Origin of the sequence: Streptomyces sp. NBC_00016 (assembly GCF_045040885.1) — a bacterium.
GTDB lineage: Bacteria > Actinomycetota > Actinomycetes > Streptomycetales > Streptomycetaceae > Streptomyces > Streptomyces coriariae.
This window is the reverse complement of record NZ_CP108304.1, coordinates 5616722-5628459: the sequence shown is the minus strand read 5'-3', so window position 1 is coordinate 5628459 and position 11738 is coordinate 5616722. Positions and strand designations below refer to the sequence as shown.

Annotated in this window: 12 protein-coding genes; 6 read left to right on the top strand and 6 right to left on the bottom strand. The window is 71.7% G+C overall.

All coding sequences use genetic code 11. The annotated features are described in order from the left end of the window. Positions 1 to 112: 112 nt before the first annotated feature. Positions 113 to 517, bottom strand: coding sequence for a BlaI/MecI/CopY family transcriptional regulator (locus tag OG933_RS25035; RefSeq protein WP_405629000.1), 405 nt, complete (start codon positions 515 to 517; stop codon positions 113 to 115). Between the two features lie 127 nt (positions 518 to 644). Between OG933_RS25035 and OG933_RS25030 the strand changes: the two genes are divergently transcribed. Further along, the gene (locus OG933_RS25030) at positions 645 to 1157 is read left to right on the top strand and encodes a DUF4396 domain-containing protein (RefSeq protein ID WP_405628998.1); all 513 of its coding nucleotides are present in this window, start codon (positions 645 to 647) and stop codon (positions 1155 to 1157) included. Between the two features lie 64 nt (positions 1158 to 1221). Here OG933_RS25030 and OG933_RS25025 read toward each other — a convergent pair whose 3' ends face one another. Beyond that, positions 1222 to 1737, bottom strand: a complete 516-nt coding sequence (locus OG933_RS25025; RefSeq protein ID WP_405628997.1) for a hypothetical protein — start codon at positions 1735 to 1737, stop codon at positions 1222 to 1224. A 129-nt stretch (positions 1738 to 1866) separates the two neighbouring features. On the opposite strand from OG933_RS25025, the gene OG933_RS25020 reads away from it, so the two are divergent. Beyond that, the gene (locus OG933_RS25020) at positions 1867 to 2301 is read left to right on the top strand and encodes a MarR family transcriptional regulator (RefSeq protein ID WP_362522865.1); all 435 of its coding nucleotides are present in this window, start codon (positions 1867 to 1869) and stop codon (positions 2299 to 2301) included. Between the two features lie 71 nt (positions 2302 to 2372). On the opposite strand, the gene OG933_RS25015 is transcribed toward OG933_RS25020, so the two are convergent. Further along, complete coding sequence (locus OG933_RS25015; RefSeq protein ID WP_405628996.1) at positions 2373 to 3575, bottom strand: MFS transporter; 1203 nt, start codon at positions 3573 to 3575, stop codon at positions 2373 to 2375. A 97-nt stretch (positions 3576 to 3672) separates the two neighbouring features. Between OG933_RS25015 and OG933_RS25010 the strand changes: the two genes are divergently transcribed. The 3 genes from OG933_RS25010 (at position 3673) to OG933_RS25000 (ending at position 6219) form a co-directional block, all read left to right on the top strand. Next, complete coding sequence (locus OG933_RS25010) at positions 3673 to 4644, top strand: ArsR family transcriptional regulator (protein ID WP_405628995.1); 972 nt, start codon at positions 3673 to 3675, stop codon at positions 4642 to 4644. A gap of 83 nt (positions 4645 to 4727) precedes the next feature. Beyond that, the gene (locus tag OG933_RS25005) at positions 4728 to 5231 is read left to right on the top strand and encodes a glutathione peroxidase (protein ID WP_362522722.1); all 504 of its coding nucleotides are present in this window, start codon (positions 4728 to 4730) and stop codon (positions 5229 to 5231) included. 115 nt (positions 5232 to 5346) lie between these two features. After that, positions 5347 to 6219 (top strand): MerR family transcriptional regulator, encoded by an 873-nt coding sequence (locus tag OG933_RS25000; protein ID WP_405628994.1) that lies wholly within the window; start codon positions 5347 to 5349, stop codon positions 6217 to 6219. 180 nt (positions 6220 to 6399) lie between these two features. Here OG933_RS25000 and OG933_RS24995 read toward each other — a convergent pair whose 3' ends face one another. The 3 genes from OG933_RS24995 to OG933_RS24985 form a co-directional block, all read right to left on the bottom strand. Then, positions 6400 to 6591 carry a DUF397 domain-containing protein gene (locus OG933_RS24995; RefSeq protein WP_020131958.1) on the bottom strand — a complete coding sequence of 64 codons (192 nt, stop codon included), beginning with the start codon at positions 6589 to 6591 and terminating at the stop codon, positions 6400 to 6402. Positions 6592 to 6802: 211 nt separating this feature from the next. Then, positions 6803 to 7672 carry a helix-turn-helix transcriptional regulator gene (locus OG933_RS24990; RefSeq protein WP_028807189.1) on the bottom strand — a complete coding sequence of 290 codons (870 nt, stop codon included), beginning with the start codon at positions 7670 to 7672 and terminating at the stop codon, positions 6803 to 6805. 315 nt (positions 7673 to 7987) lie between these two features. Next, the gene (locus OG933_RS24985) at positions 7988 to 8743 is read right to left on the bottom strand and encodes a GPP34 family phosphoprotein (protein ID WP_028807190.1); all 756 of its coding nucleotides are present in this window, start codon (positions 8741 to 8743) and stop codon (positions 7988 to 7990) included. 238 nt (positions 8744 to 8981) lie between these two features. Here OG933_RS24985 and OG933_RS24980 point away from each other — a divergent pair, with 238 nt between their 5' ends. Next, the gene (locus OG933_RS24980; RefSeq protein ID WP_405628993.1) at positions 8982 to 11609 is read left to right on the top strand and encodes a D-alanyl-D-alanine carboxypeptidase; all 2628 of its coding nucleotides are present in this window, start codon (positions 8982 to 8984) and stop codon (positions 11607 to 11609) included. Positions 11610 to 11738 lie beyond the last annotated feature (129 nt).

Genomic DNA, 11738 nt, shown 5'->3' with positions numbered 1-11738 from the left:
ATAAACCTCGCGACGCGGCCGAACGGTCCGAGGCGCGTCGCGGCGTATGGATGCAGATGCCGTTCGGCCGGCCGCGCGACCGGCCACGCGCTGAGCGGCAGCACCTGAGACGTCAGCCTTCCTCCTCTTCCTCTTCCTCTTCGTCGCGGGGCCGGCCAAGGAGTTCGCGCAGCAGCCGTTCGTCATCGGGGCCGAGCCCGTTGACGAAACTGGCCAGCACGGCCTCGCGGTCCCGCTCGGCGTCCAGCACCCTGCGCATGCGCCGGGCGGCGAGACCGGCCTCGTCGGACGCGGGCAGCCAGGCGAACGACCGCCCGTCGCGCTCGCGGGTGACCGCGCCCTTGGCGAGCAGCCGGGTGAGGATCGTGATCACCGTCGTATAGGCGAGGCCGCCGCCCAGGCGTTCCTGCACCCACCCGGCGGTGGCCGGACCGTCCGCCTCCCGCAGCGCCGACAGGACCAACGCCTCCAGCTCGCCCTGTCCGCGCCGCCGGGGACGCTGCCGGTGATCCGTCACGCCCCGTCTCCTCTCCGCCGCCGTCCGTTTCCCGGTCGGACATCGTATAGACGCCGCCCGCCGCACCCGCCTCTCGTCGCCCGGGTGGACCCTTGCCCTCCATACCCCCAGGGGGTATACAGAACGTATGGACCACGACCAGCACCACCCTCCGCACGGCGACCGGCACCACGATCACGCCTCCCCGGCGGCGAAGCACGGGGGCGTCTCCTGGTCCATGGCGATGAAGGCGACCCTGCACTGCCTCACCGGGTGCGCCATCGGCGAGATCCTCGGGATGGTCCTCGGTACCGCCCTCGGCTGGGGCAATGCGCCGACCATGGTCGTCGCGATCGTTCTCGCGTTCCTGTTCGGCTACTCCTTCACCCTGTTCGCGGTGCGCCGGGCCGGCCTGGGCCTCAGGGCCGCGGTCAAGGTGGCGCTGGCCGCCGACACCGTGTCGATCGCCGTGATGGAGCTGGTCGACAACACCGTCGTCGCCCTCACCCCGGGCGCGATGGAGGCCGAGCTGTCGGACGGGCTGTTCTGGGCGGCCCTCCTGGGCGGCTTCGTGATCGCCTTCCTGATCACCACGCCCGTGAACAAGTGGATGATCGGCCGCGGCAAGGGCCACGCCGTCGCCCACGCCCAGCACGCCTGAGGCTCCTCGCCTCCTCCCTCGCCGCTCCCCGCGCCGCCCCCCCGCGTCTCTCCCCCGGCTCCGCTCACAGCCTGCCGAACGCCACCCCTCGCCAGATCCAGCCCGCCGCCAGCACCGCCTCCCGCAGCGGATCCTTCATCTCCGCCGGGTCGAAGCGGTACGTCTCCTGGAGGCGCCGGCGGCCGTCGGGACCACGCTCGACCGCCCATTGGCGGGAGACCGCGGTCACCTGGCCGCGGCCGAACTCCCGCGCCACGGCCAGCCGGGGAGGGTTGCCCACCCACGTGACCTCACGCAACTCGTCGACGCTGCGCACCTCATGGGTCCCCGGCAGCAGACGCATCCGTGTCTTGAGCGTCTGCCGCATGCGTACCTGGACGAAGTACGAGTGCCAGGAGGGCTCCCTGACCCGCCACTCCGCCACCAGATCGGCACGTTCCTCGGGCAGCGCGTTGCGTACGCGGTACGCAACCTCCGGGCCGTTGACGGCGAACAGCGCGGCCCGGACCTCCTCGGCGGAGCGCGGCACGAGACCGCTCCCGGGGTACCTGGTTCCGGTCAGCCTGTCGAAGAAACCCATCCGATCAACCTAGGGCAAGGGCGGGTACGACCGTCCGGGCCGCCCGGACATCTCGTCCGACCGAGGGTCGAACCGTCCCCACGCCCGCCGCTAGTCTTTCCCCTCATGGGGAAAACCGCAGGTGGGCAGATGGCGGTCGTGGCCGCGTTGGTGCGGTCGGCGTTCCTCGTGAACGCCGTGTACGCCGAGTCGAGCCGCGCCCACGGCATCACACCGCAGCAGGGCCAACTGCTGTGCGTGCTGATGCCGCAGCCGTACGGCATGAGCGAACTCGGCGAGACGCTCGGGCTCGCCAAGTCCAGCCTGACGGGGCTGGTGGACCGGACGGTCCAGCGCGGACTGGTCCGGCGCGAGCCGGATCCGCGGGACGGGCGGGCCGTCCGCGTCGAACTCACCGAGGAAGGCCACCGGCTGGCGCAGGGGTTCTACGACGAGACGTGCCGCCGCCTCGAGAACCTGCCCTCGGGGCTGAACACGAGCGAACGCGACCGGCTCGCCGCGCTGCTCGCCCGCGTCGTCGTCGACAACAAGGTGCCCGAGGTCTTCACCGACCCCGACGCCTGAACCCGGTCTGAACCCGGGCTGATCCCGGTCACCTTGCCAGCTCCCACTCACTCACGCACGCACGCACCCGCTCACCCGCTCACCCGACCGAAGTGGTTCGCCTCGTGCTCCGCGTCGGCTCGTCCGGCGACCTTCAGTGTCAGGGTCACCACGATCGACGTCAGCGCCATCACCGTCATCGCCGTTGCGGGTGAGGTGAGTTGGGCGACCGCTCCGGCCAGCGCCGCGCTGATGCCCTGCATCGTGAGCATGCCGGCCGAGTGCAACCCCAGTGCGTGGCCGCTGAGTTCGGACGGGGTGAGGGCCATCAGCCGCTCCTGCTGGACCAGGCTCGCGCCGAATCCGACGGAGGCGAGGGCCGCGCAGGCCGCCGCGAGCGGAAGGGCGGGGCGCAGGGCGAAGAAGGCGTAGGGAGTGGCCAGCAGCAGCAGGAGGGGCGTGGCCAGGCGGGGGCGCAGGGCCGGCGGGACGAGGCGGCCCACGGTCACGTCACCGGCCAGCATGCCCAGCGCGCCGCACGCGAACAACGTGCCTGCCGCGTCGGGGTCGTAGGACACGAACAGCGCCTCGCAGCCGACGACCAGCCCGTTGGGGAGCCACAGGCCCAGATAGGTGAGGCGGCGGGGCCGCGAGGACCACAGCTCGGCGTTCGTGCGCCGGGTCGCCGCGACCGAGGGACGGCCACAGGCCCGCGGCGGTCGGACGGTCAGGCCGAGGCGGGTGATCACGGCGGCGGTCGCGTAGAGCAGGGCGGCGAGCAGCAGGACCGGACGCGGGGAGAGCACGGTCACGAGCGCGCCGCCGGCGGCGAAGCCGATGATCTGCATCAGTCCGCTCAGCATGTTGAAGAGCGAACGCCCCGGCAGATAGCCGTCCTTGGTGAGGATCTCGTTCAGCAGGCCCCAGCGGACGCCTCCGCCGAGCGAGGCGATCAGTCCTTGGAGGAGCACGACCGCGAAGACACCCCACACCGGCAGTCCGGGCAGCGCCAGGACGGCCGTCGCGGCGGCGAAGGCGAGGGAGAGGCCGGTCAGCGCCGACCTCGGGGGCAGCCGGTCGGCGCCCGAGAGGAAGAAGGTCGCGCCCAGCACCTGCGCGAGCGACGGGCCGAACATGCTCGCCGCCGACAGCAGCGGGGAGTCGGTGGCCCGGTAGACGAGCGTGCCGAGGGCGAGCCCGCTCACCGTCCCGGCGGCGGTCTGGGCGGCGGCGGAGAGGAAGAGGGGCGTGAACTCTGGCGTGCGGAAGAGCTGTCGGTATGTGTGGCCGGTCATGGGCGGAGTCTGCGACGGGCCGTGGAGGGGTGGTTATTGTTTCGCGGGACCGCGAAACGTCGTCGGTCGTACGGGCACGGGGTGGGGGCGCAGGGGCATGGGCTGGTGGCAGGTGAACGCGGACACCCTGGCGCGCAGCCGGTTCGTGCTCTCGCCGCTCGCCGAGACCTTCGCGAGCCTGAAGCTGCTGCACGCGGGCGTGGGGACGCATCCCGGCGAGCGCGACTGGCTGCGCGACCGGCTCCCCGGCTACCGCGCCGTACTGGCGGCCGACCCGGTGACCGCGCTGCTGGTGCGGGCCGGGCTGGGGCGGAGCTGGGTCGCCGACTTCCTCACGCCCACCCCGAGGGACGGCGAGAGCTTCGAGGAGGGCGTCGCCCGGGTACGGTCGGCCGATCCGGCGCAGGCCCGCGCCCATCTGCGGATGTCCCTGGGCGGCCCGCTCCCCGCCGCCCTGGACCGGGAGGACCTGCCGGACCGGGCGGCCGGGCTGCTGGAGTACGTGTGGGAGGCGGGCGTACGACCGCACTGGGAGCGGCGGCGGCGCGTCCTGGAGGCCGATGTCGTCGCACGGACCGCGCAGGTCAGCCGGGGCGGCTGGGCGGCCGTACTGGACTCGCTGCGGCCGGGGACGCGGTGGCTGGGCGAGAGTCGGTTTCAGGTCAACCTGCACGAGTATCCGCCCCGCGAGATCTCCGGTGCCGAACTGGTGTTCGTACCGGTCACCCCGAAGACGGGGTGGGTGTCGTGGGACGAGTGGGAGCGGTACGCCGTCGTCTATCCCTGCACGGGAGCGCTCGCCGAGGACCACCGGGACCGGGCCCGCGCCGTACCGGCCGCGTTGGGCGCCCTGCTGGGGCCCGGCCGGGCCGCGGTGCTCGTCCTCCTGGCCGGCCCCCTGAGCACCACCCAGCTGGTCGCCCTGACCGGCCAGGGCCTCGGCTCGGTCGGCCGCCATCTGCGGGTGCTGCTGGAGGCGGGGCTGGTGGAGCGGCGGCGCGCGGGACGGTCGGTGCTGTATTCGCGGACGGCGGCGGGCGAGGTCCTGGCCCGGGCCGCCGCCGGGTAGGTTCTGGCCGTCCCGGCCGGAACCGGAAGCGGGGGACGGCCCCGGAAGGGGTGGGTTCACCGCCCGGGGCTAGCATCCGGAGCATGACTACTGACGCAGGTGCCTCTCCCCTCGACGTTCGGATCGATGCCCTCAAGGGCGGTTCCGCGGAGCTCTCCCAGTACGCGGGCAAGCCCGTGCTCGTGGTGAACGTGGCCTCCAAGTGCGGCCTGACCCCGCAGTACACGGGCCTGGAGAAGCTCCAGGAGCGGTACGCCGCCCAGGGCTTCACCGTGCTCGGCGTGCCCTGCAACCAGTTCCTCGGGCAGGAGCCCGGCACCGCCGAGGAGATCGCCGAGTTCTGCTCGGCCACCTACGGCGTGTCCTTCCCGCTGACCGAGAAGGTCGAGGTCAACGGCGAGGAGCGGCACCCGCTGTACGAGCGACTCGTCGGGTTCGCGGACGCCGAGGGCCACGACGGCGACATCCGCTGGAACTTCGAGAAGTTCCTGATCGGACGGGACGGGTCCGTCGTCGCCCGCTTCTCCCCGCAGACCGAGCCCGAGGCCGCCGAGGTCGTCGCGGCCATCGAGAGCCAGCTGGGCTAGGCGGTTCCCGACCGAAGGGATCGTCCGGCTTGACCTTGCCCCTGGGGCAGGGCGGAGCCTCCTCGACGCCGGGCGCGAAGGCCGCCCGGCGACGGAGGACGACGGGGGGTGCGTGGTGGACATCAGGGATGACGGCGCGCTGCTCACGATCGGCGCGTTCGCCGCGCGGGCCCGGCTCTCGACCAAGGCGCTGCGGCTGTACGACCGGCTCGGGCTGCTCGCCCCGGCGCACATCGACGAGGCCAGCGGCTACCGCTACTACCGGGCCGGCCAGGTGGAACGCGCCCGGCTGGTGGCCATGCTGCGTCAGCTGGACATGCCGCTCGCGCGGATCGCCGAGCTGGTGGAGACCGCTGACGGGCCCGCGTCCGGGGAGCTGCTCGCCGCCTACTGGGGCGATGTCGAGGCCCGGTTCGCCGCCCAGCGCACCCTCGCCGTCTACCTCCGTGCACGGCTGTCGGGGAGGAGCTCCGAGATGTACGAGAAGTTCGAGGTCCGGTTGGCCGACGTGCCCGAGCAGGTGATCGTCACCGAGACACGGCACACGCTCGCGGACGAGCTGCCCCTGTGGATCCCCGCCTCGCTGGGGCGGCTGGAGGAGGCGGCCGGGGAGTGCGGGGGTGTGGTCGGGGCGCCGTACGTCGTCTACTACTCCGCGGTGTCCATGGAGAGCGACGGGCCGGTCGAGTCCTGTGTGCCGGTCGCCGACGAGTCCGGGGCCCGGGCCTGGGCGGCCGCCGCGCAGGGCCGGGGCCGGCAGTTCCAGGTGCGGGTGGAGCCCGCCCGGCGGCTCGCGTACACGAGGATCACCAAGGCGCAGGTGGCGCACCCTCAGATCCTCGCCCCGTACGAGGCGGTGGAGGCGTGGATGAAGCGGGAGGGCTGGGACTACGACGGTCCCTGCCGGGAGATCTACTTCGCCGACTGGGACGCGGCGGGAGCCGAGGACCCGGTGTGTGACGTGGCGTTCCCGGTGAAGCGGGGCTAGCCGGGCCCGCGGGCCCGGCTAGGCCGCCCGCGCCGGGGATGTGCCGAGCCCCCTCGGCAAGGACGGCGAGCTGGTCGAGGGGGCTCTTGGGTCGTGCTGGTGAAGCCGGTCGTGCAGGTGAAGCCGGTCGTGCAGGTGAAGCTGGTCGTGCTGGTGGGGCGGTCTCAGGGGATCGTCCCCTTACGCCTTGACCGATGCCACGAAGGTGTTCCACGCGTCGGCGGGGAAGGCCAGGGTCGGGCCCTCGGTGACCTTGGAGTCACGGACGGCCATGGCCGCACGGAGAGGGGACTTGATCTCGACGCATGCGCCGTTGCCCTGGGAGTAGGAGGACTTGACCCACTCGTTCGCGGCGCCCTGCTGGATTGCCATGTTCGCTCCGGTAGTCAGTTGCTGAGTTGCTGTCACCACGCCGTGCGCAGATCTCCGTCTGCACGGCATGGTTTGCGCCACCGTTGTTGCTTGATGGCGTGATCGACGCTACTCGCCAACATCGTGATGCGGAGCGACTATTCACCCGTCCGGATGGCATATTCCATAGGGACTTCCCTCCGGCCCGGCCGAAGGTGTACCTTGCGGCGCCTCACGGGGCGACCTCCCTGGCGTAGTCCTTCGCCACCTTCGCGATGAACTCCCGGGTCTGGTCGGCGTTCAGGGCCTGCGCCCGCAGGTGCTCGTACATCACGCTGTACTTCTGCACGTCCTGCGGCTTCTCCAGGTACAGGTCGCTGGTGACTCCCTCGATGTAGACCACGCTGGAGTCGGCGGCGTCCGGGAACTCGAGGATCGCGTACTGGCCGCTCACCCCCGGATGCGCTCCCATGGTGAACGGGATCAACTGCACGGTCACGTGCGGCAGCTGGGACATCTCCAGCAGGTAGTCCAGCTGCTCGATCATCACCTGCCGGTTGCCGACCTCGCGGCGCAGCGCCGCCTCGTCCAGGACCGCCCACAGACGCAGCGGGTTGTCGGCTGTGGAAATACGTTCCTGTCGGCGCAGGCGCACCTGGATCCGCTTCTCGATGTCCGCCGGCGGGGCCTCCGGCAGCGCGCCCGAGATCAGCGCCTCCGCGTACTGACGGGTCTGGAGCAGCCCGGGCACGACCTGCGGGTCGTACACGCGCAGACTCGCCGCGTCCGTCTCCAGGCCGATGTAGACGCTGTACGGAACATCGCCGAAGGCATGCCACCAGCCCTGCTGGCGGGAGTCCTTGGCCATCTCCATCAGCGAGTCGACCATCCGCTGGTCCTCGACCTCGTACACCCCGCACAGGTCACGGACGTCACGCTGACTGATACTGCGCCGGCCGTTCTCCAGCCGGCTGATCTTCGACTGGGACACCAGCAGGCGCTCGGCCACCTCTTCGGCCGTCATGCCCTTGAGCTCACGGAGCCGACGCAGCTCCTGGCCGAGCCGGCGTCGCCTGACAGTGGGATTGACATTGGACGCCACGGGACGTGCACCTCCGGCTGCGTGTCTGTAACTGACACTTTGCGTATCTGCTGTTCAGCAGACTGCCACCAGGGCGCTTTCTACCGCTGGAAAACGGTGGATATGCGGCGGGTACACGCCAGTTCGGGTCCGTCCCCCGACATGCGTCCGCGCGGGGTGGCGGATCGATACGTCCACCACCCCGCGCGGCCGCTGCGGCTCCCGGAACGGGTCCTGTGTCCGACGGGTCCAACTGGCCCTGCGGGTCTTACGTCCTGCGGTTCCTACGTCCTGCGGTTCTCCGGCCCGGCCGGCGCGATGTCGTGGGACTGCGGCTCAGTGAGCCACGACACGCGCCATGGGACCGCGGTGCGGCTGCGCCGGAACGCCACGGGCGGGTTCCGGTGCGGGCCTGGCACCGGGTCCGGCCTGCCGGCCGGGTGGTGCCTGGTTACGACGCGGCTGTGCCACCGCGCCGTTCTGGACGTCCATCACGGCGTGCGCCACGAGGCCGCCCATCGGGTCGTGCCTGATCAGATCCCGCAGCCGGGAGCGGGACGAACGTCCCTCGTTGCCCGGATACAGGTGCTTGCCGAGGCCGACCGCGTGCGCCAGTGCGGCGAGCGCCGCGGTCCGCGGGTCCGGCGGTACGCCGGTGCGGATCGCGGAGTCCAGCCGGGCCTTGATCTCCCGGCTGATGTCGGTGTCCGTCGCCTGGTAGCGAGTCGTCGGCAGCACTCCGCACATCTGTCCCGCCACGGCATGAACCATGCCGCACCGCTCCAGATGCGAGAGGTAGGTCTGGCGTAGCCCGAGACGCGGCCCGCCGATCCAGTGGACGGCACGTACAGGAGCGCCACGCCTTCGCAGCAACTCCAACGCGCAGTCCAGCGTTGGGTCTCCAGTCGGCCGTGGGGACACCACGGCGATACGATCCCCGTCAGGGGCTATCCGTCCGGCCAGCGCCAGCTCCACTAGCTGTGCTCCGGCCAGACCGAGGTCGAGCGACTGCGGCTGTGCGGTGGTACCCGTGGTCGGGTCCAGCGCCAGCAACAAAAGCTCTTCCGGAATTGTTCTGCGGCTCCTGCCCATCCATGCCTCCCCGCGTGGATGAATGACAGGGTGACCCCTCTCACATTGGTCTGTCGAGGGTGCGTGACCTGTTTGTAGTGGAACCAGTAGGTATGTCGTTCTCGTCTACCGCAGGAGCCAAGCCCTCTACACAGGACACTGGTACATGGTTCGGACATGCCGTGAGGCGTGTCTCGGGCGGGCGGTTCACGGTTCGGCACGAGCGCGCGGTGGGCGTGCGGCACAGGAGGAGGCATCGGTGGCGGGCGAGTCCCCCGACAGGTCGAAGCAGCGCGAGTCGTCGGCAGAACCGACGTCGGGGAGCGCGAGCACGGTTCCCGAGGCGCGTGAGCCTCGCGATTCCCGCGAAGTCCGCGATCCGCGGGTCGCCGTGGCGCGGGAGGCCGAGCCGTCGGCGTCACGGGGCGGCGTGGACACGGCGACGCGAGTGTTCTCGGTACGGGACCTGAAGACCGCGGAGTCCGAACAGCCCGAGGCGTCCGCGGAACCCGAGGAGGGCGAGGAGCCCACGGGGACCGGGGACGGCGACGAGGCCACGGCGAGCGAGCCCGCCGAGGACGCCACGGAGGCCGAGGGCACGGAGGCGCCCGAGGGCGGCACCGGGGCCGACGACGCCGAGGAGCCCGCGGAGGCCACCGAGGACGCCGAGGCCACAGAGGCCGAAAACAGCGGCACGGCCGCCAGGACCGGGTCCACCGAGGCCGAGGACGCCGAGAGCGGCTCCGAGGGCGCCCAGGACGGCCCTGAGGGCGCCGAGGCGGCCGAGAGCGCGTCCGGGACCGCCGGGGGCGCTTCCGGGGGCAGCGACGAGCGCCTGCGGGAGGCCGTGGCCCAGTGGGTGGTGGCCTCGGCGGACGACAAGGGCTCCGCCGCGGAGTCCGCGACGGACTCGGCGGCGGACGGGGACGCCTCGGACGAGGACACCTCGGACGGGGACGCCTCGGACGAGGACACCTCGGACGAGGACACCTCGGACCGGGGCGCCTCGGACCGGGGCGCCGGCGCCGAAGCGGAGGAACGTTCCGCGAGCGACGCCGCGGAAGCCGATGAATCCGACGAACACGACAAAGCGGACGAGCCCTCCGACGCGAAGCCGGACGCCGAGGCCAAGGCCGCCTCCGTGTCCGCCTCCGCGCCCAAGTCCACGCCCAAGTCGGCCTCCAAGCCCGCGCCGAAGTGGGCGTCGGACACCGACGAGGAAGCCGGCGAAGACGCCAAGCCCGGTCGGGCCGAGGACGCCGGTGCCGGCACCGACGCCGACGCCGACGCCGACGAGCCCGACCACTCCCCCGTCGACCAGCCCACCGCCGTCTTCAAGGCGCCCCGGCCCAGGCCCGCCGTCGACCAGCCGACCACCATGCTGAAGCTGGGCGGCGCCACCAAGCCCGAGCCGGACGAGGACGAGGCCGCTGCGAAGGACGCCCCGAAGGCCGGCCGGCCGGCCGAGCCCGAGGCCCCTGCCGAGCGGACCAGCAAGTTCGTCGCGCTCAAGCCGCTCGACGAGCCCCGGCCGCCGAAGCAGGCCGACGTCACCGCCCTGGTCCCGCAGGTCGGCCCCGAGCGCACCACCCAGCAGCCGCTGCCGCCGAGGCCGCCGCTGGACCTGCTGGCGGAGCTGACGAACACCCCGCCGCCCCCGCCCACCCCGCTGCGCACGCTCGGACGGCGGCTCAAGATCTGGACGCCCCTGGTCATCCTGCTGCTGGTCGCGTTTGCGATCGCGCAGGCCGTGCGGCCGCTGCCGGCGACCGCGTTGGCCCTCACCGCGGAGGACTCGTACACCTTCGAGGGCGGCAAGACGCAGCTGCCCTGGCCGAGTGAGGGGCAGGGCTGGATGGACGCCGACGGCGTCGGCACGGTGGGCAGCTTCGGCAAGCAGACGCCTGTGGCCATCGGCTCGGTCGCCAAGACCATGACGGCGTACATCATCCTCAAGGACCACCCGATGAAGGCCGGGGAGGAAGGCCCTGAGATCGAGGTCGACGCGACGGCGGAGAAGGAGGGCGGCTACGACGTCTCCGGCGACGAGTCGACGCTCAACACCGTCAAGGCCGGCGACCGGCTCACCGAGAAGCAGGCCCTGTCGGCCGTCCTGATCCCCTCCGCCAACAACATCGCGCGGCTGCTCGCGCGCTGGGACGCGGGTACGGAGGCGGCGTTCGTGAAGAAGATGAACGCCACCGCCAAGGAACTGGGGATGAGCGACACGACGTACACCGACCCCTCGGGCCTGAAGGAGACCACCGTCTCCACGGCCGAGGACCAGGTGAAGCTCGGCCGCGCGTTCGTGAAGGTCCCGGCCCTGGTCTCCATCTCCAGCGCGGCCAGCTGGACCGACCCGTCCGGCAAGTACTGGAACAACTACAACACCCTGCCGTACTACATCGGCGCGATCGGCATCAAGACCGGCAGCACCACCGCGGCCGGCGGCAACCTGCTCTTCGCCTCCCGCAAGAAGGTGAACGGGCAGACGGTGACCCTCGTCGGCGCGGTCCTCGGCCAGCACAAGCCGAAGATCCTCGAAACGGTCAACGCGGTCAGCAAGACGGCGCTGCTCGCCGCCCAGGACGCGCTCACCTCGGCGAAGATCCTCAAGAAGGGCGACGTCGTCGGGTACGTGGACGACCAGCTGGGCGGCCGCACGCCCGTCGTCATCACCAAGGACGTCTCGGCGGTCGGCTGGGCGGGCATGACGGTGAAGCTGTCCTTCACCGCCGACGACGTGCCGCACACGGCGAAGGCCGGCACCCAGGTGGGCACGCTCACCGTCGGGGACGGCACCAGCAGTGCCGTGAAGGTGCCCGTCGCCCTGCAGTCCGATCTGACCGAGCCGGGCTTCTCGGACAAGCTGACACGCATCGGCTGACCCGCGACCCCGCACGTACGCCTGCGTCACCCCGTCGGGCAGCCGCCCGGCGGGGTGCGTGCTAGCGTCACGAAACGGGACAGGTCGCCGGTCGCAAGGACGCAGCCGTGAAGCGGACGCGAACGGCAT

Bases quoted from the DNA above. Each gene is read 5' to 3' on its own strand.
- OG933_RS25010 (WP_405628995.1), top strand. From the start codon at position 3,673: ATGGGCTGGTGGCAGGTGAACGCGGACACCCTGGCGCGCAGCCGGTTC.
- OG933_RS25030 (WP_405628998.1), top strand. From the start codon at position 645: ATGGACCACGACCAGCACCACCCTCCGCACGGCGACCGGCACCACGAT.
- OG933_RS25025 (WP_405628997.1), bottom strand. From the start codon at position 1,737: ATGGGTTTCTTCGACAGGCTGACCGGAACCAGGTACCCCGGGAGCGGT.
- OG933_RS25005 (WP_362522722.1), top strand. From the start codon at position 4,728: ATGACTACTGACGCAGGTGCCTCTCCCCTCGACGTTCGGATCGATGCC.
- OG933_RS24985 (WP_028807190.1), bottom strand. From the start codon at position 8,743: ATGGGCAGGAGCCGCAGAACAATTCCGGAAGAGCTTTTGTTGCTGGCG.
- OG933_RS25020 (WP_362522865.1), top strand. From the start codon at position 1,867: ATGGCGGTCGTGGCCGCGTTGGTGCGGTCGGCGTTCCTCGTGAACGCC.
- OG933_RS24995 (WP_020131958.1), bottom strand. From the start codon at position 6,591: ATGGCAATCCAGCAGGGCGCCGCGAACGAGTGGGTCAAGTCCTCCTAC.
- OG933_RS25015 (WP_405628996.1), bottom strand. From the start codon at position 3,575: ATGACCGGCCACACATACCGACAGCTCTTCCGCACGCCAGAGTTCACG.